Origin of the sequence: Streptomyces sp. NBC_01363, assembly GCF_026340595.1 — a bacterium.
Lineage (GTDB): Bacteria > Actinomycetota > Actinomycetes > Streptomycetales > Streptomycetaceae > Streptomyces.
Genome location: NZ_JAPEPF010000002.1, coordinates 2,207,960 through 2,228,937 on the forward strand (window position 1 = coordinate 2,207,960; position 20,978 = coordinate 2,228,937).

At 71.4% G+C, this 20,978-nt stretch carries 20 protein-coding genes and 2 pseudogenes; 17 read left to right on the forward strand and 5 right to left on the reverse strand.

Features of this window, described 5'->3' with window-relative positions; all coding sequences use genetic code 11:
* Nucleotides 1–233: 233 nt before the first annotated feature.
* Complete coding sequence (locus tag OG611_RS37680) at nucleotides 234–962, reverse strand: LuxR C-terminal-related transcriptional regulator (protein ID WP_266430787.1); 729 nt, start codon at nucleotides 960–962, stop codon at nucleotides 234–236.
* 204 nt (nucleotides 963–1,166) lie between these two features.
* Between OG611_RS37680 and OG611_RS37685 the strand changes: the two genes are divergently transcribed.
* The 5 genes from OG611_RS37685 to OG611_RS37705 all read left to right on the forward strand — a co-directional run bounded on the left by OG611_RS37685 (nucleotide 1,167) and on the right by OG611_RS37705 (nucleotide 5,667).
* On the forward strand, nucleotides 1,167–2,483 hold the full coding sequence (locus tag OG611_RS37685; RefSeq protein ID WP_266430789.1) for a hydrolytic protein: 1,317 nt from the start codon (nucleotides 1,167–1,169) through the stop codon (nucleotides 2,481–2,483).
* Nucleotides 2,484–3,002: 519 nt separating this feature from the next.
* A complete protein-coding gene (locus tag OG611_RS37690; protein WP_266430791.1) occupies nucleotides 3,003–4,532 on the forward strand; it encodes a phage tail sheath family protein in 1,530 nt (509 codons plus the stop codon).
* A 39-nt stretch (nucleotides 4,533–4,571) separates the two neighbouring features.
* Nucleotides 4,572–5,012: a phage tail protein gene (locus OG611_RS37695; protein WP_072486912.1), complete on the forward strand. Its 441-nt coding sequence runs from the start codon at nucleotides 4,572–4,574 to the stop codon at nucleotides 5,010–5,012.
* Nucleotides 5,009–5,512 (forward strand): hypothetical protein, encoded by a 504-nt coding sequence (locus tag OG611_RS37700; protein ID WP_266430794.1) that lies wholly within the window; start codon nucleotides 5,009–5,011, stop codon nucleotides 5,510–5,512. Before OG611_RS37695 ends, OG611_RS37700 begins: the two co-directional genes overlap by 4 nt.
* Nucleotides 5,509–5,667: a DUF6760 family protein gene (locus tag OG611_RS37705; RefSeq protein ID WP_266430796.1), complete on the forward strand. Its 159-nt coding sequence runs from the start codon at nucleotides 5,509–5,511 to the stop codon at nucleotides 5,665–5,667. Before OG611_RS37700 ends, OG611_RS37705 begins: the two co-directional genes overlap by 4 nt.
* Nucleotides 5,668–5,799: 132 nt before the next feature.
* Here the strand turns inward: OG611_RS37705 and OG611_RS37710 are convergent, their stop codons facing one another.
* Both OG611_RS37710 and OG611_RS37715 read right to left on the reverse strand, forming a co-directional pair.
* Nucleotides 5,800–6,588 carry a hypothetical protein gene (locus tag OG611_RS37710; RefSeq protein ID WP_266430798.1) on the reverse strand — a complete coding sequence of 263 codons (789 nt, stop codon included), beginning with the start codon at nucleotides 6,586–6,588 and terminating at the stop codon, nucleotides 5,800–5,802.
* A 531-nt stretch (nucleotides 6,589–7,119) separates the two neighbouring features.
* Nucleotides 7,120–7,572 (reverse strand): hypothetical protein, encoded by a 453-nt coding sequence (locus OG611_RS37715; protein WP_266430800.1) that lies wholly within the window; start codon nucleotides 7,570–7,572, stop codon nucleotides 7,120–7,122.
* Between the two features lie 760 nt (nucleotides 7,573–8,332).
* On the opposite strand from OG611_RS37715, the gene OG611_RS37720 reads away from it, so the two are divergent.
* The 10 genes and pseudogenes from OG611_RS37720 to OG611_RS37765 all read left to right on the forward strand — a co-directional run bounded on the left by OG611_RS37720 (nucleotide 8,333) and on the right by OG611_RS37765 (nucleotide 16,263).
* Entirely contained in the window at nucleotides 8,333–8,725 is a 393-nt protein-coding gene (locus OG611_RS37720) for a hypothetical protein (RefSeq protein ID WP_266430802.1), read from the forward strand.
* A gap of 62 nt (nucleotides 8,726–8,787) precedes the next feature.
* The gene (locus OG611_RS37725) at nucleotides 8,788–9,213 is read left to right on the forward strand and encodes a phage tail protein (protein ID WP_266430804.1); all 426 of its coding nucleotides are present in this window, start codon (nucleotides 8,788–8,790) and stop codon (nucleotides 9,211–9,213) included.
* A 60-nt stretch (nucleotides 9,214–9,273) separates the two neighbouring features.
* Entirely contained in the window at nucleotides 9,274–9,996 is a 723-nt protein-coding gene (locus OG611_RS37730) for a LysM peptidoglycan-binding domain-containing protein (protein ID WP_266430806.1), read from the forward strand.
* Nucleotides 9,993–11,759, forward strand: a complete 1,767-nt coding sequence (locus OG611_RS37735) for a VgrG-related protein (protein WP_266430809.1) — start codon at nucleotides 9,993–9,995, stop codon at nucleotides 11,757–11,759. The genes OG611_RS37730 and OG611_RS37735 overlap by 4 nt, the downstream gene beginning before the upstream one ends.
* Before the next feature lie 60 nt (nucleotides 11,760–11,819).
* Nucleotides 11,820–12,137, forward strand: a complete 318-nt coding sequence (locus OG611_RS37740; protein ID WP_266430811.1) for a PAAR domain-containing protein — start codon at nucleotides 11,820–11,822, stop codon at nucleotides 12,135–12,137.
* A complete protein-coding gene (locus OG611_RS37745) occupies nucleotides 12,134–12,556 on the forward strand; it encodes a GPW/gp25 family protein (RefSeq protein WP_266430813.1) in 423 nt (140 codons plus the stop codon). The genes OG611_RS37740 and OG611_RS37745 overlap by 4 nt, the downstream gene beginning before the upstream one ends.
* Nucleotides 12,556–14,517 (forward strand): putative baseplate assembly protein, encoded by a 1,962-nt coding sequence (locus tag OG611_RS37750; protein WP_266430815.1) that lies wholly within the window; start codon nucleotides 12,556–12,558, stop codon nucleotides 14,515–14,517. Before OG611_RS37745 ends, OG611_RS37750 begins: the two co-directional genes overlap by 1 nt.
* Nucleotides 14,514–15,077: a phage tail protein I gene (locus OG611_RS37755; protein WP_266430817.1), complete on the forward strand. Its 564-nt coding sequence runs from the start codon at nucleotides 14,514–14,516 to the stop codon at nucleotides 15,075–15,077. Before OG611_RS37750 ends, OG611_RS37755 begins: the two co-directional genes overlap by 4 nt.
* A 4-nt stretch (nucleotides 15,078–15,081) precedes the next feature.
* Nucleotides 15,082–15,147: pseudogene (locus tag OG611_RS37760) on the forward strand (zinc ribbon domain-containing protein); the annotation flags it as partial.
* Between the two features lie 342 nt (nucleotides 15,148–15,489).
* The gene (locus OG611_RS37765) at nucleotides 15,490–16,263 is read left to right on the forward strand and encodes a zinc ribbon domain-containing protein (RefSeq protein WP_266431436.1); all 774 of its coding nucleotides are present in this window, start codon (nucleotides 15,490–15,492) and stop codon (nucleotides 16,261–16,263) included.
* Nucleotides 16,264–16,360: 97 nt separating this feature from the next.
* Here OG611_RS37765 and OG611_RS37770 read toward each other — a convergent pair whose 3' ends face one another.
* Entirely contained in the window at nucleotides 16,361–17,317 is a 957-nt protein-coding gene (locus tag OG611_RS37770; RefSeq protein ID WP_266430819.1) for an aldo/keto reductase, read from the reverse strand.
* Nucleotides 17,314–19,260 (reverse strand): hypothetical protein, encoded by a 1,947-nt coding sequence (locus OG611_RS37775; RefSeq protein ID WP_266430820.1) that lies wholly within the window; start codon nucleotides 19,258–19,260, stop codon nucleotides 17,314–17,316. The genes OG611_RS37770 and OG611_RS37775 overlap by 4 nt, the downstream gene beginning before the upstream one ends.
* 120 nt (nucleotides 19,261–19,380) lie before the next feature.
* Here OG611_RS37775 and OG611_RS37780 point away from each other — a divergent pair, with 120 nt between their 5' ends.
* Nucleotides 19,381–20,205 carry an amidohydrolase gene (locus OG611_RS37780; RefSeq protein ID WP_266430822.1) on the forward strand — a complete coding sequence of 275 codons (825 nt, stop codon included), beginning with the start codon at nucleotides 19,381–19,383 and terminating at the stop codon, nucleotides 20,203–20,205.
* A gap of 123 nt (nucleotides 20,206–20,328) precedes the next feature.
* Nucleotides 20,329–20,968: pseudogene (locus tag OG611_RS37785) on the forward strand (acetylxylan esterase).
* Nucleotides 20,969–20,978 lie beyond the last annotated feature (10 nt).

The window sequence follows — 20,978 nt, forward strand, 5'->3', positions numbered from 1 at the left end:
GCCAGCAGTGCCGGTCACGGCCCACCTCACAGTCCTGTTGATGACTCTCCAAGACAAGCATCGTGCCCTTGCGGCGCCGAGGACAGGTCCCAAGTACCCGGAGCGGGGGAAGGGGCTGTTGCCCTTTGCGGCGCCTTTCCGGCCCCTCGCCCGGTCGCTCCGGCCACGAACCCCGGCGGGCCCCCGCGCGGCGGCGTCCGCGACGCCGTCCGCTCGGGAGCCCGGGGCAGGACTCAGATGAGTCCGTGTCGCATGGTGTAGCCGACGGCGTGGGCCCGATTGCGCAGTTCGAGCCGTGTCACCACCTCATGCAGAACGTTCTTGACGGTGCGTTCGGAGTACGAGGTCTTCTGCGCGATCTCCGCGGTGCCGTAGCCCTCCGACACCAGCCTGATCATCTCCGCCTCGCGCGTCGTGAGGGTGGAGAGCGAGAGTCCCCGGGGGTCGAGGACCGTGCGCTGGAGGCTGCTGACGTGGTCGAGGAGCTTTCCGAGCAGGTCGCCCGGCAGGACACCTTCGCCGTTCGCCATCGCCGTCACCAGGTGGACGAGACTGTCCTGGTCGGCCTCCCCGCGCCTCAGCACGGCGGCGACGCCGCACTCGATCATGGTCTGGAGCGCGCCCGATTCGAAGAACCCGACGACGAGTCCGGTGCGGGTCGCGGTATTGCGCTGGAGACGCTGCAGGAGCTGGACGGTGCGCTCATCCACCATGTCCACTACTACTAAGGAGACTTGGGCCCGGTCCGCCTCGGACTCCGCTATGAGCTCTATCTCGGGCCGTGGGCGCATCTGGTGAACCACACCGGTCCGCAGGATCAGGTCCTCCGCGTACACGGCTACGGAGACTCTGCCCCCGGGAGCCTCCTTGGCGCTGCTTCCGGCGGAGCGCTCCGAAGCGGTGGGCCTGCGGTACTGGCCGTGCTCCACTGCCCTGTACTGCGTATCTGCTGTCGTCGTCATTCGATTGTGTGCCTGTCTTTCTCAGATACTTCCGTCCGATACGCCTGTTGCCGCACTCGACCGCGTCGGGCTCCGGCACGGTGAACGGGCCCGGGGGAGGGTCGCCGGGACATCGTGGCGGTGTGCCCTCAGGGCACCACCCCTGCCCGATCGTTGCCCTCGCGTCTCTGCTGCGGCGCCGCAGGGGTGGCCTAACGTCGCATCGTGACCACATCTGCCGAACTCGAAACGCCTACGGTGACGGTGTCGCCCGGCGCCGAAGCGACGACGACACTGACCGTGCGCAACGACGGCGACATCGTCGAGGCGTACACCCTCGAAGTGGTCGGCGACTGCGCCGCTTGGAGCACCGTCGAGCCGGCGCGCGTGTCCCTCTACCCGGGCACCTCCGAGGTGGTGACCGTACGGCTCGCGCCGCCGCGGTCCCACGAGGTACGGGCCGGTGAGATGCCCCTGGGTGTCCGCGTGCTGCCCACGGAGCACCCCGAGTCGGTGGCGGTCCCCGAGGCCACGGTGATCGTCGGGCCCTTTCACGAGCTCCGGGCGGAGCTCGACCCGCGCCGGCGCTCCGGCTGGCTGGGCGCCCGGTTCCGGACCTCGGTGCAGAACAAGGGGAACACGGCGGTCGACGTCGCGCTCACCGGCAAACAGGCCGGGGAGGAACTCCGCCTGGCCTTCACCCCGGCCCAACGGCGCCTGGAACCGGGCGAGTCCGCCGAGGTGGGCCTGCGGGTACGGGCCCGGAAGCTGATCTGGTTCGGCAAGCCGGTCGTCTGGCCGTTCGAGGTCGAGGCCGCCGAAAGCACCGAAGGGGACACCGACGGCGAGCAGTCCGGCCGGTCCGAGGCAGTGCCCGGTGAGTTCGCGCAACTGCCCGTACTGCCCAGGTGGCTGCTGATAGTCCTGGCCGCGCTGCTCGCGCTGCTGCTCGCGTGGTTCGCGCTGGTCCGGCCCGCGGTGCGGAGCACCGCGAAGCAGGCGGCGCACGAGGCCGCGCAGGAGAAGACGCCCCCCGGCGGGCAACAGGGTTCGGCAACAGGGGGCGGCACGGGCGACCCGACCGGTGGTCAGGGAGATGACAAGGCGCAGGGCAAGCCGAACGCGTCCGGAGGCTCCGGTTCGGGCGGTTCCAGTTCGGGAACGGGCGGGGGGACGGGGGGCACACAGCAGAGCTCGGCGACGATCGATGTGCAGACCGGGTCCGGGGCCAAGAAGAACGGGACATACCGGGTTCCGAAGGGGAAGGTATTCGGAATCACGGACATCGTGGTGGCGAACTTCCAGGGCGACGAAGGAGTGCTGACCATCTCCTTCGGGGAGCGGAAGATCACCACCATCGCTCTGGAGACCTTCCGGAACCAGGACTACCACTGGGTCACCCCCATCGAGATTCAGGAGAACGACACGGTCACCGCGTCCGTGACCTGTGCCAAGCCCGGTACGCCGGCAACCGGAACTCAGGCCTCCGAATGCCACCAAGTACTCAATGTCAGCGGTGTGCTGAGCGATCTCGCACCGTAGAAACAAAGTGCCCGGCCTCCTGCTTCCCCCACAGGGGATGAGAACAGCAGAAATCCCGACCGAGGGAAACCCGGCTTGCCGGTCTTTGGCAGTTTCCTTCTCCTGTGCACAGTGGAGGCCATCCGGGCCGTCCGGGTTCCGCGATGTCGGCAGTGGGTGAGGAGTTTCCGGCCACAGGCTTTCGGAGACCTCTGGAAGGGCACATGGCTCGGTCAAGGATCGGATTCGGTCGCCCGGTACCGAGCGGACGGCCGATATCCGCGAATTCTGGCTGATTCCTGTCTGTTCCCCTGCCGGCAGACGTCTTCCGGAAATCCGCAGTACACCTTGCTGTCACACGATCGGAACGGGAAATGCGGCGGTCGCCGCGACCGGTCCGCAAGGGGAAGAATTTCCTGTCCCACGGGTGCCCGGGAAGGCAGCACCCTTGCCCCGTGCCCAGGACCTTGAGACCTACTGTCCGCCACAGCCGCCGAGGAAGACTCGGCGGCGAACGAACGACCACGCGAAGGAGCGAGCATGCCGTCGTACCTCACCCCCGGTGTATACGTGGAGGAGGTGCAGTCCGGAGCGCGGCCCATCGAGGGAGTCGGCACCGCGGTCGCAGCCTTCGTCGGTTTCGCGGAGTCCGGCCCCTTCCACCAGCCGACGCTGGTGACGAACTGGGACCAGTACGTCCAGACCTTCGGTACCTTCACCGCCGACACGTACCTGACGCCCGCGGTCTACGGCTTCTTCGCCAACGGTGGCGGCGCGGCCTACATCGTGCGCATCGGGGGCCCCGCACAGGACTCGACGCAGGGATCCGCCGCCGAAGCGGTCCCGCCCGCCGCCATCGGGGGATTCCTGGTCTCCGCACGGCCCGGAACGAGTGGAGACCTCTCCGTCGAGGTCGCCGACGCCGAGGGCGAGAACGTTCCGGAGGACCGGTTCCGGCTGCTGGTGCGGCAGGCCGGCAAGGTGGTGGAGACCTACGACGTCTCCACCCGCAAGAACGTCAAGGGCTATCTGGTCGCCCAGACCCGCCAGTCCAAGCTCATCCAGGTCACCGAGCAGCCCGGAGCGGCCCAGACCCGCCCCGAGAACCAGACCTTCGCCCTCGCGTCCACCGCCGCCGCCCCCGGATCCGGTGTCGCACGGCTCGACCCGGCCGAGTACGTCGGTGACGCCGCCGCCCGTACGGGCTTCGCGGGCCTCGAAGCGATCGACGAGATCACCATGGTCGCCGTTCCGGACCTGATGAGCGCCTACCAGCGCGGCGACATCGACGCCGAGGGGGTCAAGGCCGTTCAGCTGGCGGTGATTTCGCACTGCGAGCAGATGGGCGACCGGGTCGCCATCCTGGACACCCCGCCGGGCATGAACGCCCAGCGCGTCCGTACCTGGCGCAATGACGACGCCGGATACGACTCGCGCTATGCGACCGTGTACTACCCGTGGGTCAAGGTCTTCGACCCGGCGACCGGCCAGAACTCCCTGGTGCCGCCGAGCGGCCATGTGGCCGGCGTCTGGGCGCGCAGCGACGGCGAGCGCGGTGTGCACAAGGCCCCCGCCAACGAGGTCATCCGCGGTGCGCTGGACCTGGAGATCCGCCTCAGCAAGGGCGAGCAGGACCTGCTCAACCCGATCGGTGTCAACTGCGTGCGCGCCTTCCCCGGGCGTGGTATCCGGATCTGGGGCGCGCGCACCCTCTCGTCCGACCCGGCCTGGCGCTACCTCAACGTACGCCGCCTCTTCAACTACCTGGAGGAGTCGATCCTCCTGGGCACCCAGTGGGTGGTGTTCGAGCCGAACGACGACCGCCTGTGGTCGAGCATCCGGCGCAACGTCACCGCCTTCCTCACCGAGGAGTGGCGCCGGGGCGCCCTCTTCGGCCGCACGGCCGAGGAAGCGTTCTATGTCAAGTGCGACCGCGACAACAATCCGCAGGAGTCGATCGACCTCGGCCAGGTCGTGTGCGAGATCGGCGTGGCCCCGGTGAAGCCCGCGGAGTTCGTGATCTTCCGCCTCGCACAGTTCTCCGACAGCACCAGCCTCGTCAACGAGTGACCCAGCAGGGTCCGCAAACGGAACAGGTGACACAGAGTCATGGCAGAGGGCGACGCTCTTTCCACCCACGTCTTCGGCGTACAGCTCGGCGGCTATCTCGTCGAGTCGATCCAAGAGATCAGCGGCCTGACCGTCGAGGAGGAAGTCGTCGAGGTCCGTCAAGTGACCGCCGAGGGCAAGCAGATCATCCGCAAGCAGCCCGGCGCACGTCAGGCGGGCGAGGTCACGATCACCCGCGGACTCGACAAGAGCAGTGAGTTCACCAAATGGATCAAGGAGACGCTCAACAACGGGGCCGTCGACACCGCGCGCCAGAACCTGACCATCGAGATCAAGGACTCGAAGGGTGAGACGGTCCGGCGCATCCAGTTGATGCAGGGCTGGGCCAGCAAGTGGGAGGGGCCCTCGCTGAAGGCCGGCGAGTCCAGTGCGGCCACCGAGTCGGTGACCATCACCTTCGAGGAGATCGTGGTCGAATGAGGCGTAGGACCGTTACGTCGGGCGGGCTCGACGAAGTCCTCGACAGCCTCGCGTCCGCCCCGCCCGCCGCACGCGAGGAGGCGGCTCCCGCACCGCCTTCGGCCCGGGACCGCGACCGTGACCAGATGGATCTGCGTACGGAGTTCGAGTTCGAGCTCCCGCGCGGTTACGTCGACGACGAGGGCCAGATCCACCGGCGCGGCTCGATGCGGCTCGCGACGGCACGGGACGAGCTGCGCCCGCAGATCGACCTGCGGGTGAAGGAGAACCCGGCGTACCTGTCCGTGGTGCTGCTGAGCCAGGTGATCACCCAGCTCGGCACCATCACCGATGTGCACGCCGGGGTCGTCGAGCGGATGTACGCGACGGATGTGGCGTTCCTCCAGGACTTCTACCGCCGGATCAACAGCGAGGGTCACACGCACGCCGCGGTGACCTGCCCGCTGTGCCACGGGGCGTTCGAGGTGGACCTCTCGGGTGGGCGCCTGGGGGAATCGTGACGTACGCGCTTCCCCGATTGCGGGAGGAGATCGCGTACGTCGCCTACCACTTCCATTGGCAGCGAGAGGACATTCTCGACCTCACCCACGGCGAGCGTCAGGAATGGGTGCGGGAGATAGCGCGGATCAACACCCGCGTCAACGAAGGCGGGTGATCGTGTGGGGATCGGAAACTGGCTCCGCCGGGGGGACCGGCAGCAGCCCGGAACGCCGCCCCGGGGCGGAGCCGGAGCCGAGACCGGGCACGCTCCGGAACCGGAGGCCGACCGGAGCGACAGCGGGGCCGGTCAGCGGGACGGCGTCCGGGGCGGGGACTGGGACGGCGGCTGGCGGCAGGTCGCGCCCCCGACGGTGACCGTCGCCCGGTCCTCGATCGGGGTGAGCGACGGACTGCGGTTCAGGGACGGCCTCGCCTCGTGGCAGGATCTCGCCTTCGGGAGCGAACTCGGCCATGCCGTACTGCCGTCCGCTCCGGTGGGCCTCATCCATGGCGTCGCCCGCCCGGGCGGCGCGCGTTCCGAGTCTCCCGGTGGACCGCTGCTGTTGCGTGCCGCCCCTACCGCGACGGACGGGGAAGCGGAACCTGCTGCGGGCCTGCCGTCCGCCGCAGCGGGCACCGCGGCCGGCAGGGGCAGGGAGGGCGGGAAGCCGGCCCCTGCGACTGCAACCGTCCAGCGGGCGAGCCGCACGGTGTCCTCCCGTCCTTCGCCCGCCCCTGCCTCGCCCGCCCCTGCCTCGTCCTCCCCTGCCTCGTCCTCCCGTTCCTCCGGGAGCGGGGCACCGGGGCATCGGACCGGCGGTGGTGGCGCAACCGCTCCGGAAGCCACGGCGGAGGCGGCCCCGGCGAAGGGCACGGCGCCCGCCGCGGCTCCGGGACCGGCTTCGAGTCCGGCCGCCGCGTCGGCGTCGCGGCATCCCGCGGGCGCCGCGCCGGCACCGGTTTCGCCCCAGCGGGCCCGGCCCGCGGCCGTACGTCCGCGGCGGACCGCCCCACCCCTGATCATTGCCAGGCGTCCGGCGATGGCACTGCGGCACATCGCCGGGATCCCGCCGGCCACGACCTCCGCATCGGCCACTCCCGTCACCACCACCACCGCCGCTGTGCAGCAGGGCGCGTCGCAACAGACCGCGCCCGCCGGTCCGGACGCCGGCACCGACCGTCCCACCGCAGCACCGGTGCGTCCCGCCCTGGGCAAGCCCCTGAGGGAACTGCCCACCGGGGCCGTACCCTCAGGTCCGGGAGCGCGGAGCGAGGTCGTACCGTCCGCCCCGGAGGGGCAACGGACAGCGGACATGCCCGTACTTCAACGCCAGACATCGGAGACGGAAACCTCTCCGGCAACCCCTTCGGCAACCTTTCCGGCAACCCCTCCGGTGACCGCGCGTTCGCCAGAAGCGGCGAAGCCGCCGGTGCGTCAGCCGTCTTCTCCGGAGATTCGGTCCACGAAAGCCAGGTCTTCGGAGGTTCGGGCCCCGCAGCCGCCACAGCCCGACCGGTCCGGCTCACCGGCTCGTGCCCGCGGCGGGATCGGTACCCCCCTTCCCTCGCTTCCGCCGACGGCCAGGCTCCGGAACGACGCTCCGCTGCTCGGCGACCGTCGTGGGCCTCAGCCGGGAGCCACGGGCCCGCGGCAAGGCGCGACGCCGACGGGGGAGCCCGGGGCGCCCCCGCCCTCCGTACCCGCCAAGCCGATGTCGAATCTCCCGGACGAGCCTTCCGCGATGCCGGTGCGGACGCCCCCCGTGGCTGCCCGGCCCGCCGCGTCCGTACCGCAACCCGCGGTTGTCCAGCGCGCGGCGGACACCACGCGTCCGAGCTCGCCCATCAGCACCCCTGCCCCCGCGGCTCCCGTTGCGCCGGTACGTGTCCGGAGGATCACCCCGGAGCGGGGGAAGGGACGGGCATCCGGCCACGCCTCCTCGGCGGCAGGGCCGATGCCCGCCGTCCAGCGGTCGCGTGCCCTGCTCGCGGGCAGGGCCCTGAAGGTGAGCACCGGCTCCAGGGAGGGCTTTTCGGCGCCTGCGTCAGGCAGCGCGGCCCGGCCGGTCGTGGCAGCCACCTGGCGCCGTGATGGCAGGCAGCCGGGGTCCGATGTGCCGTCGCCGGGGCCCGGGAGCACGCGGACCGGGGAGCACCGGACGCCGCCGGGTGCCGCACCCGGGCCGGCACTTCCTCACCCGGGCACCCGCCCCTCCGATCCCGCTGCGCCGCACCGGACACGTGCGACAGGCCAGGCGCCGACGCCCGGTGGGCCGACGCCCGGGACTGCGGCGCCCGGGACTACGGCGTCTCGAACTACGGCGCCCGGGACCATGGCGCCCGGCGGAACCGTCCAACGTTTCGTGCCCGGGAGCCCGTCGCCCGGCACCACGCGGAGCGGGACGCACTCAGGCCGGACGCCTGCCGCTCACCCCACTCGCGTTCCGGGGACCGGGGCCGGGCCCGGAGCAGCGAGCGGGGCCCGCGTCGGCGCCGACCGGACGGGTCGCGGAACGGGAGTCGGCGGCTCGCTCCTGCGGCTCGTGCAGCGTTCGGTACGCGGCGGCGCGACCACGCCGTCGTCCCGTCCCGACGCCCACCTGCCGGAGCGGAGCCCCGTGGAGCCAGGCTCCGCAGGCCGCCCCGGACCGCCGTCCCCGCCACCACGACCCGCACCCCCGACCGCGTATGTGGCCCCCTCCGCACCCCTGTCCGCGCCGTCCGCCGCACAGCCGGTTCCGGTCGTGCGTCCGCATCCGCCCGCAACGGACCGGCCGGGAGCAGCCGCCGTGCCCATACAGCGGACGGCGTTTCCGGTAGTGGCGGATTCCGGCGCTCCCATGGCCACCGGACCGGCGGCCGGAGCCGGTGCTCCCCTTCCCGGACCACCGAGCCTGTCGGTACGGGTTCCGCAACGCGCACCCGCTCCGGCCGCCGGAGCGGGCGTCTCCGGGGCCACGGCCGAGGTGCTTCAGCGCGCGGCGGCCGACGCCGGAATCACCGGTGTTCCGGTGAGGGCGGCCCCGGTGAAGCCCGCCGCGCCGTCTGGAACGACCGGCCCGGCCGGATCGGACGACTCGGCCACCGCGGACGCTCCGCCCGCGAACCGGGTCACCGCGGCGGACATCGAGGAACTGGCCCGTCGTCTGCTCGATCCGGTGAGTCGGCTGCTTCGCGCGGACATGCGCAGAGGACGGGAACGTACTGGACGGCTGTACGACGGGCGCCGCTGACAGCGGCCCGAACAGCTGCACACGGCACGGCACTTGGAAACAGCAGAGAAGAAGAGAAGCACATGACGGACAACATCTTCGCGACGAGCGTCTTCTTCAAGCTCGTCATCGGCGGCAGTGACCTGGGGGCCTTCCACACCTGCTCGGGCCTGGGCGCCGAGGTGGAGATGGAGCAGTACGCCGAGGGCGGCAACAACGGGTTCACCTGGCAGCTGCCGGGACGGATCACCTGGACCAACATCACGCTGACCCGCCCCGTCACCGCCGACACGCTCAAGATCGCGCGGTGGCTGAACGAGACGATCCAGCGGGTCGAACCCAAGGACGGCGAGATCGTCGCGCTCCGTCCGGACCTCAGCCGCATCATCAGCTGGCAGGTGCACGGCATCGTGCCGGTCCGCTGGCAGGGGCCGTCCTTCGACCCCGCCAGTTCCCAGGCGGCGATCGAGACGCTGGAGATCGCACACGAGGGCCTGGAGCCGTCCTGATGGATCGTCACATTCCTTAGCAGGTACAGGTAGCAGAGAAGATCGGGAAGGAGGAGCGCAATGTCACCCGCTGTCCGTACGAGCCGTGCTCGCGCCCAGCTGACCATCATGGAACCGCCGGCGACCGTCGGCGCCAAACCGGGCGGGACCCTCGCCCGGCTCACCTTGCAGTTCAACCCCGCCAAGCTGTCGCTGAGCAAGAGCACCGAGTGGCGGCGCACGCCGTCCCGGATGGCCGGGCAGTCCGCGCTGCCCGAATTCGTGGGCAGCGGGCCCCGCGCGCTGTCCCTGGAGGTCTTCCTGGATTCCACGGCCACCCACGACAACTCGGTGGAGAAGGCGGTGGAGCAGCTGATGACGGCGTGTGTGCCCACACCGAGCAGCCTGGCCCGCAAGACACCCGCGAGCCCCTGGGTCCGCTTCGACTGGGGCACGTCGAAGACCACCTCGTTCGACGGTGTGCTGTCCAACCTCTCCGTCTCGTACACCCTCTTCGACGTCGACGGGAAGCCGCTGCGCGCCACCTGCGCCCTGTCGATCGAGGAGGCGAGCGTGGATCCGGCGGGCCAGAACCCCACGTCCGGCTCGCGGGAGGCACGTCGTACGCACCGGGTCGTCGCCGGGGACAGCCTGCCGCTGCTCGCCTGGCGGGAGTACGGCGACGCCACCGCCTGGCGCACGATCGCGGAGGCCAACGACGTGGACGACCCGATGCAGTTGATCCCCGGCAGGGAGCTGGTCGTGCCCGGACTGGAAGATCACGCCCCGGAGGGCGGCCGATGACCGCCGCCGGCCGCTCCTTCGCCGCGGATCCGATCGTCGAGGCGCCCGGTGAGCTGCCACCGGCCTGGGCGGCCCAGCTGGTGAGCTGCGTGGTGGACGAGAACGTCGGCCTGCCGGACACCGCAGTGCTGACGTATCGGGACCCCGATCACAAGCTGCTCACCGCCACCGGGATGACCATCGGCACCCCGCTGAAGATATCCGTGGTCACCGTGCAGGAGCGGGTGCGCGAGCGGCTGTTCACCGGTGAGGTCACCGCGGTCGAGCTGGACAGCGACACCACCGGTTCGTTCACGGTGGTCCGCGCCTTCTCCAAGGCCCACCGGCTCCAGCGCGGACGGAAGGTGGTGGCGTTCCGCAACATGAAGACCGCGGACATCGTCCGCAAGGTCGCGGCGGGCGCCGGGCTGGCCTGCGGAAGGATCGAGGCCGCGCCCATCACGTACAAGCAGCTGACCCAGCCCAATGTCTCGGACTGGGAGTTCCTCCAGTACCTCGCGGGCGAGAGCGGTGCGCACGTGCGGGTGGACGACAAGGGCCTGTTGCAGTTCGTGAAGCCCAAACCCGCCGCGTCGGCCCCTTCGCCGGCCACCTCCGCCACCCGCCACCCGATGGTCCTGGAGTACGGGCGCAACCTGCTGGCCCTGCGGGCCGTGCTGACCGGTGCGGACGGGGCGGACAGTGTGGAGGTGCGCGGCTGGAACGTCGACACCAAGACGCGGCTGGTGGCCCGCGAGCAGTCCATCCGAAGCGACACGGTGTCCCCCGGGATGAGCCCGTCGCTGGCGGCCGGGGCGTTCGGCCCGAACGCCCGGATGACGGTCACCGACACCCCGTACCGGACCCAGGCCGAGGCGAGGGCCGTGGCCGGTTCGGTGGCCGCCTCGGTGAGTTCCGGGTTCGGTGAGATCGAGGCGGTCGCCGAGGGCAACCCCCAGCTGCGGGCGGGGGAGCCGGTGGCCCTCGGCAACGTCGGACCGGCGTTCGCCGGGCGCTACACGGCGACCGCCGCGCACCACGTACTCGAACCGAACGGCGGCTACCGCACCACCGTGCTGGTCAGCGCGGCGCCGGACCGCTCGCTGGCGGGACTGACCAGCGGCTCGAACGCACCCTCGCGCGGCCCGCGCATGCCGGGTCTGGCGATCGGCGTGGTCACCGACATCCGCGAAGGCAAGGCCGAACGCGGCTGGGTCCGGCTCAAGTTCCCCTGGCTCGACGACACCTATGTGACCGACTGGGTCCGCACGGTGCAGTGGGGCGGTCAGGGCGGCGGCGGGGTATTCAGTCCCGAGGTCAACGACGAGGTGCTGGTCGGGTTCGAGCAGGGGCTGCTGGACAGCCCCTATGTGCTGGGCGGCCTCTACAACGGGGTGGACAAGCCCTCGCCCCACGACGTCCCGCTGGTCGACCCGACCAGCGGCAAGGTCAACCGCCGCTCCCTGGTGTCCCGTTCGGGCAACCGGCTGGAGCTTCTGGACGCCCCGCGCGGACCGTCCGGTGTCCGGCTGGCCACCGGCGACAAACGGCTCGAAGTCACCCTGGACGAGCGGCGGAACGAGATCGCGCTGACGGTGTACGCCCCCGGCGGCAACCGGGCACTGAGTTCCGTGAAGCTCTCCGCGTCCGGGATCACCCTCGACGCCGGAACGGGCGACGTGAACATCAAGGGCAGCTCGGTGACCGTCAACGGCAAGACGGGGGTCACCATCGACGGCGGGCTGCTCGGGGTGCTCAAGGCCAGACTCATCAAGATCAACTGACGGTCCGCCATCCATCCGATGCCTCCAGAAGTCCCTTTCCCAGCAAGGAGAACCCCGGCCATGCCCCCCGCAGCCCGCACGGGCGACAGCACCGCCCACGGCGGCCTCATCGGTACCCCGCCCCCGGGCGCGGTGGCCGTCGCCACCGTGCTGATCGGCGGCCGGCCCGCGGCCGTCACCGGGAGCCTGCACGTGTGCGTCGTCCCCCCGCACGCCGCACTCGGGCCGGGGAACGTGATCATGCCCAACCCGGCCGCCGCGGTCACCGGACAGGTCCTGATCGGCGGGCTGCCCGCCGCCCGGATGCGGGACAACACCTCCTGCGGCGCACCCATCATCAGCGGAGCGCTGAACGTACTGATCGGGGGCCCGGTGTGAGCGGCGGCGGATTCATCGGACGCGGCTGGGGCTTCCCGCTGCGGGTCGGTGCCACGGGCGGCATCGGCATGGTCGAGCGGGACCGGGAGATCGAAGAGGCGATCGGGCTGGTGCTCGGCACGGCGCCGGGCGAGCGGCCGATGCGCCCGGAGTTCGGCTGCGGCATCCACGACTACGTCTTCGCACCCGGTGACGGCGCCACCGCCGGGCGCATCGCGCACGAGGTCCGCACCTCGCTGGAGCGGTGGGAGCCGCGCATCGAGGTGACCGACGTGGTGATCGCGTTCGACGCCATCGAGGAGGGCACCCTGTACATCGACGTGCACTACACCGTGCGGGCCACGAACGACCTGCGCAACCTCGTCTTCCCCTTCTACACCATCCCGTCAGAGGGATCCGAAGAACCGGGAGTGCGCTGATGGCCCTGCCCTCACCCAACCTGGACGACCGGCGTTTCCAGCAACTCGTCGACGAGGCCAAGCGGTATGTCCAGCAGCGCTCTCCCGAGTGGACCGACCACAACGTGTCGGACCCCGGGGTCACGCTCATCGAGACGTTCGCGTACATGGTCGACCAGCTGCTCTACCGGCTGAACCGGGTACCGGACAAGAACTACTCGGCCTTCCTCGACCTGCTGGGCGTCACGTTGTTCCCGCCGTCGGTGGCACGGGCGGAGGTCGACTTCTGGCTGTCCGCGCCACAGCCGGAGACCGTGCGGCTCCCGGCGGGCACGGAGGTCGCCACCTCGCGCGGCGAGGCCGAGGAGGCAGTGGTGTTCTCCACCTCCGACGACCTGTCGATCGTGCCGAGTTCGCTGGTCCGGCTGGTCACCGCGCCGGTTTCGGGCGACCAGACCGACCGCACCGCACCGCTCGGCGCCGGCAAGGACATCCCGTGCTTCCAGCCCCGGCCGGAGCCCGGAGACGCCCTGCTGTTCGGCCTGCCCACCGCCGTGCCCCGGTGCATCGTCGCCGTACGCCTGGACAGCCGGGTGGAGGGCGTGGGCGTCGACCCGCGGCAGCCGCCACTGGTGTGGGAGGCCTGGGACGGTGCCCGCTGGGTCACCTGCCAGACCGGCACCGACAGCACCGGTGGGCTGAACAGGCCCGGCGAGGTGATCGTGTTCGTCCCCGCCGGACACACCGCGTCGGTGACCGCGGGGACCCGGGCGGGATGGCTGCGCTGCCGGGTCACCGCGCCGGAACCGGGGCAGCCGTTCTACTCGGAGTCGCCGACGATCCGGGAGGCCGAGGTGTTCACCGTCGGCGGCACGATGGGCGTCGAACACGCGGAGACCGTCCTCGATGTTCCGCTCGGCAGCTCCGAGGGCGTCGCCGGGCAGAGGTTCTCCGTGAGCAGGGCGCCGCTGCTGCTGGACGGGGAGCCGCCGGTCGTCCAGGTGTCCTCCGCCGAGGGCTGGCAGGTCTGGACCGCGGTGGAGCATTTCGGCGCCTCCGCCCCGCACGACCGGCATGTGCGGATCGACGCCGTCTCCGGCGAGTTCGCGTTCCCGCCTGAGGTGCGCGAGCCGGACGGGACGATGCGCGCCTACGGTGCGGTGCCCGAGAAGGGCGCGCAGCTGCGGGTTCCCCGCTACCGCACGGGCGGCGGGGCGGCCGGCAACGTCGCCCGGGGGGCCATCTGCGTGTTGCGCAGCTCGGTGCCGTACGTGGCGGGCGTGGACAACCGCGAGGCGGCCCGGGGCGGGGTCGACGGCGAGACCGTGGAGAACGCGAAGGTCCGGGCTCCCAACATCCTGCGGGTGCAGGAGCGGGCGGTCACGGCCGGGGACTACGAGGCCATCGCCCGCGAGGCCGCACCTTCCCTGCGCAGGGTCCGGTGCCTGCCGGCCGTCGCGGGCGAGGGCGGAGCGGTACGGGTCCTGGTGGTGCCCGACGCGGTCGCCGACGAGGGGGGCCAACTGCGGTTCGAGCAGCTGATCCCGTCGGACTCCGTGCTCTCGACGGTCACGGCGCGACTCGACGAACGCCGCCTGGTCGGCACCAGGCTGTTGGTGGAACCGCCCGCGTACCAGGGCGTCACCGTGGTCGCCAGGCTCGTGACGGCCGGTGGTGACGTGGACCGGGTCCGCGCGGAGGCGGTCGCCGCGCTGTTCCGCCACATCGACCCGCTGCGGGGCGGCGCGGAGGGCACCGGGTGGCCGTTCGGCAGGCCGGTGCAGTACGGCGAGATCTTCGCCGTGCTCCAGGGCGTGCGGGGGGTGGGCCTGGTGGAGGAGGTACGGATGTTCCCCGCGGACCCGATCACCGGCAGGCGCGGGGCGGCGGTGCAGCGGATCGACGTCGCCCCGGGCGCCCTGGTCTTCTCGCACCAGCACCAGGTCGAGGTCACCGCGAGCGTGGCCGGTGACGGCTCATGACCAGAGCCGCGGTACCCGGGCTCCCCAGCCGCTACCCGATCGGCGGGCTGCTGCCCGCGCTGTACGCGGACGACGACCTGGCCCAGCGGTTCACGGCGGGCCTCGACACCGTCCTGGCGCCCGTCCTGTCCACCCTGGACAACCTTCCCGCCTATTTCGATCCGTCGCTGGCTCCGGCCGACTTCCTGCCCTGGCTGTCGTCCTGGGTGGCGGCCGATGTCGATCCGGCGTGGCCCGAGGAGCTGCGGCGGGCCGTGGTGTCCCGCGCCGTCGAACTGCACCGGTGGCGCGGCACCCGCCGCGGCCTGATCGAACACCTCCGGCTCTGCTTCGGCGTGCATGCCGACATCCAGGACGGCGGCGGCGCCACGTGGTCGTCCGAGCCGGGCGCGGCACTGCCTCCGCCGCCGACCGGGGAACTGCTGGTGCGCGTCTGGGCGTTGCACGGAGGACCGGTGGACGCGAGTCGCGTCCGGGACGTCGTCGCGGCCTCGTGCCCCGTACACCTCACGTGCCGGGTGGAGATCCTGCCGGGCCCGCCAGACGAGACAGGAGACTGACGCGATGCGCTCGTGTCCGGCGTGCGGTACGGCCAACCGCGAGGACGACGAATTCTGCGGGAACTGCGGTTCCTACCTGGGCTGGTCCTCCCGGGCATCGCGGAACGCTCCCGCCGCCGCGGAACCGGCCGGCCCCGCGGAACCGGCGGCACCGGCAGCCGAGCCCGCGACCGGAACTCCGGCCGAGCCGACGACCGGTCCAGCCCCGGAGACCGAAGCTCCCTCGGCCGGGGCCCCGCCCTCCCCGCCCGCCCCGCGCCCCGAACCGCCGGCGGAACCGACGCGGTCGCGCGCACCGGAACCTGCCGCGCCGCCGGTGGCGCCCGCACCGGAGCAGCCTGCCCCCGTACGGCCGGAACCACCGGCACAGCCCGCCCCCGTACGGCCGGAACCACCGGCACCGGAGGCGCCCGTGGTCGCGGTTCAGCCGGCCAAGCCGATCGCCCGGCGGCCCGTCGTGAGGCCCGTGGCGGCGGACGAGGAGCCGGACGGGCCACCGTGCCCGGCATGCGGCACCCCGAACCTGCCGGGACGCCGGTTCTGCCGCCGCTGCGCAGCGCCGTTGCAGACCAGGGAACAGCCGGCGCCGCTGCCGTGGTGGCGCACGGTGTGGCCGTTCCGCCGCCGGGTGAGGAGCGGATCGGGCCGGGCACTGCGGCGGACCCTGCTGGTGCTGGCGGTCGTCGGGCTGCTGTGCGCGGGCTTCCTGCTCCTGCCCGCCGGGCGCTATGTCTTCGAGGACGTACGGGACAAGCTCGGCGGCACGGCGGAGATCAGCCCGTCCGACGTCACCGCGAGCGCCCACGCTCCAGGCCATCCGGCGTCCGCCGCCACCGACGGACTGACCAACAAGTACTGGGCGGCACCCACGCTCGGCTCGTCGCTGACGTGCGCCTTCGACAAGCCGTTCCGGCTGGTCGGCGTCGTGGTGTACCCCGGGGTGTCGACGGAGCCCGAAGAATTCCGGCAGGGGGCCAGGCCCACCCGGGCCGATCTGATCATCACCAAGGCGGACGGCGAGGTCCAGGAGAAGACGGTGACGCTCACCGACAAACCCGGCAAGCAGACGGTACGGACCGGCATCAGCGACGTCGTCTCCGTCCGGCTCGTGCTGAAGGCCGCGTCCGGCCAGGGCGAGGGGCGGCCGATCGCGGTCGGCGAGGTCGAGTTCTTCAAGCGCACCTGAGGCCGGACACAACCCGGTGACAGGCGGGCAGCGCCCCTCCGGTCCGCGGCAACCCGCTCGCCGCCGTCGGGGCGCAGCCGCAGCCTGCCGTCCGTGGCTACCCCGCGTGCCCGTCCAGCAGTTGCCCGGGCACGAACCCGGCCTCCGCCAGCCGCTGCCAGAGCTCGTCCGGGACCGGGAAGCGGGCGGCCGCCGCGTTCGCCGTCACCTCGGCCGCTGAACGGCAGCCGAGGACGACCGAGGCGACCGCGGCGTGCAGCAGCGGGAACTGGATCGCGGCCGCGGGGAGCGGCACGGCGTACGCGTCGCACAGCGCACGGCACTGCCGCGCCCGCTCCAGGGCCTCCGCGGGAACCGGCCGGTAGTTGAACATGGCGCCGGGAGACGGGTCGGCCAGCAGGCCGGTGTTGAAGACACCGCCGACGACCACCGCGGTACCCGTCCTGGCGCACAACGGCAACAGGGTGGTGAGCGCCTCGTGGTCGAGGAGCGAGAAACGGCCGGCGACGAGCACGACGTCGACCTCGAACTCCGCCACGTACGAGGCGAGCGGACCGCTGTGGTTCATGCCGAATCCGATCGCCCGGACCAGCCCCTCGTCACGGAGCTTGCGCACCGCCGGATAGGCCGTGCGACGTATCTCGTCCGGGTAGTCGTCCGGGTCGTGCAGATACAGGATGTCGACGCTGGAGCGGCCCAGGCGGGTCAGGCTCGCCTCCAGGGACTCGCGGATGCCGCGCTCCGTCCAGTCGGTGATCACCTCACCGGGAGAGCCGTCCGGCCGGGGGCGCAGCAGCCAGCCCGTCTTTGTGGAGATCACCGGATCGGTCACCCCGGACGGGGCGAGCAGGCGGCCCAGGCGCTGTTCGGCGAGGCCGTGTCCGTAGCGGGGCGCGGTGTCGAAGTACGTGATCCCGGCCTCGGCCGCGGCCTCGACGGTCGCGGCGGCGTCCTGCTCGGTGACCTCTTCGAAGAGCCCGCCCAGGGGAGCGGTGCCGATGCCGAGGCGGGGCAGGGCGAAGGGCAGCCGGTTCGCTGCGGCGGTGTCGGTCATTCCGTCTCCCACGGGGAGGCACAGGCCGCGCGGCCCGCGCGCAGCGTCATGGTCAGGGTCAGCCGGATCCGTGAGTTCCCGGGGAGTCCGACGCGGCAGTACGGTCCGTCGACCGGCTGCTCGGGGCCGTCGTCCACGCGGACGGTGGCGACGTGGTGCTCGGCGAACGAACCCGCCTGCACCAGCAGGGTGCGCGCCGAACCGCCGAGGTTGACCAGCTCCACCACCGTGTGGTCCGGGCGGATGTCGGACACGAGCGCGGCGACGTCCGGCGGAAGGCCGGGACGGCGGGCGTCCGCGTCGTGGTAGCGCACGTGCAGTTGGTGAAGGCCGCCGTTGTAGAGCACCTGCGGGGAGCCCGTGGTCAGCTGCAACAGGGCTTCCGTCACCACGGGGTTGAGGTGCTGCCAGTGGTGGATGTCCAGGGCGTCGGGGCCGACGGCCGGGTCGACGGTGTCGTTCTCGATGGCTTCCACCCGCTCGGCGCAACTCGCCAGGGCGCTGCGCAGCATCCGCTCGGGGAAGTGAGGGTTCCGCCCGTGCAGGAACTCGTACCAGGGCTCCTCGTGCCCGGCCTCGTCCTTGATGCGCTGGGTGTGCACGGTGGTCCAGTCCCAGCGGGACTCGGTGCGCAGGTGCTCGATCCGGTCCCGGTCGGCCTCCTCGCGGCTGAAGTGCCACAGTGCGAGCGGGAGCTGGCCCGGCATGACGGTGAAGTCGAACCAGCCGGAGTCATTGTGCCGCTGGGGCACCATGAGGGTGCGCTCGGCCGGCATCGCGCGCAGGTGCGGCTCCCAGCGCTCGCCGAGCGTGCCCATCCCGTCGGCGCCGCGCTGTTCGGCGTGGCGCAGCACCGCATCGAGGGGATTGCGGGCGAGGTCCAGGAAGCCCCGGTCCCCGGTGAGGAGTGTCGCGTTGGCCGCACCTATGACGGTGGCGCTGCCGACGGGGGACAGGCCGTGCGGCCACGACCATCCGTAGTGGCCGCCGTACCAGCGGCCGTCCAGGTATTCGCCCACCACACCGTTCAGGCCCACGTTGTCGGGCACGACGTCGCGACCCGCCAGCCGCTCCTGCCACACGCCGACGTACTCGGCCACCCAGTCCGCGTAGCGCTGCTCTCCACTGAGCAGGAAGGCGTTGGTGGCGAGGCCGGTGGCGGCCAGGTTCACGATCGTGTCACCGCGGCCCATCCGGTCCCACATCGCGCGGCCGTACGCGCGGGCACGTTCGGGCGAAGCGGCCAGGTCGTCGAAGGACGTGACGTCGTCGATCCCGTCCAGCGGCAGACCGTACGGGCGCAGGGCCAGGCTCCACGGGAAGTACGCCTCCTCGTCGCTGAAGCCGAAGCGCGGTCCCGCCGAGCCGTTGTGCGGGGCACGTACGACCCGGTGGGCGGGGTCGTAGTTGGGGCCGCCGGAGAGGTAGAAGTCGGCGAAACTGCATGCCAGTTCACGCAGCTCCGCATCGTCCGGGTCCGCGAGGCACAGGCCGTAGAAGAGGAGCAGGCCCTCGCCCTGGTGGAACCAGTCGTAGCCGCGCTCCAGACCGTCGGCGAGCATGCCCATCCCGGTGAGCTGCGCGGTGACTCCGCGCCAGTGCCGCCGCGCGGCGGTCAGTAACTCGGCGCTGCCCCCGAGCAGATAGAGCGTCGGCCAGTTGAAGAACGGTTCGTAGAAGTCGTCCACGCCGTCCCGGCCGTCCATTCCCCGCCCGAGAGTGTCGCGGAAGACGAGGCGGCCGTCGCCTTCGGTGTAGCGGTCGGCGAAGAGCCGCCAGGCCTTCTCCTGTGTGGCGAACAACTCCCTTTCCAAATAAGCCCATTCGGGGACCTCGGTGACACGCCGGGTCGCGGTCAGCAGAGGTCCGTGCGCCTCGCCCGTGGCGCGCGCACCGCCGGTTCGTTCAGGCCTGAGCATCGAGAACACCTGCACCCTCGTCATGTACGGATTGAACAATCGCCCATCGATAGCCGATAGTTAGACTCACGGGCGGGGAGCCGACGTGTCAATACTCCGGAGCATCCCCCGACGAACCCGAGGAGGAGGAGGAGGAGGCGCACCGTGATCGACTGCCATGTCCACCTGTGGGATCCGGCCGAGGGATTCCCCTGGATCCGGCCGGGCGACGAGCACCACCGAGCCTTCGGCGAGGACGACCTGGAGCAGTCGGGCGCGGGCCTCGACCTGACCGGGGCTGTACTGGTCGAGGCGTCGCGCGGTGATGCGGGAGAGACACTCGCCCTGCGTGGACTGCGCCTGCGCCGACCGGATCTGGTCATCGGGTACGTGGCCAACCTGCACGTCCACGGCGCGGACGGCCCGGACCTGTTCCGTGCCCTCCTGGACGAGCTGGGCGACTCCCGCCCCAACGGGATGCGACTCGGCGGCGCCTCGTGGACGGGCACCCCCGAGTCGGCCCGCGCGCTCGTCCCGGTACTGGCCGAGGCGGGATCGGTGCTCGAACTCAACCTGTATCGAGGGGTGTTGGCGGCGGCGGCCGATGTTGCCGCACAGCATCCCGAGCTGACCGTCGTCGTCGACCACCTGGGTAACCCGCCGGACCCGCGCACGCCGGCGGCGGGGGAGTGGTACCGCGACGTCGAGCGCGCCGCCGCGAGCCCGAACGTGGTGATGAAGATCTCCGGGCTGCTCACCCAGCAGCACGGGGTGCCACCGCAGCGCGTCGCACACATGGTGCGACACGTCGTGGACGCGCTCGGCCCCGACCGCTGCCTCCTCGGCTCCGACTGGCCGATCTGCCTGCCCCGCGGCTCACGGGCCGACTCGCTCGCCACGTCCCGGCTCGGACTCGCCCATCTGACGGCCGATCATCGACATCGCGTGCTGCACACGACCGCCGTCCGCGTGTACGGACTCGGTGGCTGACCGTCCACGTGGTTGACAGTGCTCGAATGCCCCTGCTTCGATTCCCTCGATGATCGATAGGCGATGAACAGTGACCGGCTCCGCCTCGCCGAGAGTCGGTCCCGACCTCCGCGGAGATGCCCCATGGCACATTTCGACCTTCCCCTGGACGAGTTGGAGGGATATCGCCCCGCTCTCCCCGAATTGGACGACTTCGACGCGTTCTGGCAGGAGACCCTCGCGCAGCAGGAGGAATTCGACCTCGCCGACGCGGTGCGCGCCGTCGCCGCGGCGCGCACGCACCCGCACGCCGACCCGACCCCGCGTCGTGGTCACCGGCACCAGCCAGGGCGGTGGCATCGCGCTCGCCGCCGCGGGCCTCGTCCCCGAGCTCGTGGCCGTCATGCCGGACGTGCCGTTCCTGTGCCACTTCCCGCGCGCCACCACGATCACCGACATGCCGCCGTACACCGAGGTCACCGAGTTCGTGAAGCTGCACCGTGAGCACGCGGCCACGGTTACCCGTACCATGTCCTACTTCGACGGCGCCACCCTGGCCCGCAGGGCCAATGCGCCGACGCTGTTCTCGGTCGGCCTGATGGACCATATCTGCCCGCCCTCCACGGTGTACGCGGCGTTCAACCATTACGGCGCCCAACGAAATGTGGATCAGGCCGACAAGCAGATGCGGGCCTATCCGTTCAATGATCACGAAGGCGGCGGGCCCGCCCGCGAGGTCGTCAAATTGGAATGGCTGGCCAAACGGTTGGAAACCTCGGTGTGATTCCATCGAG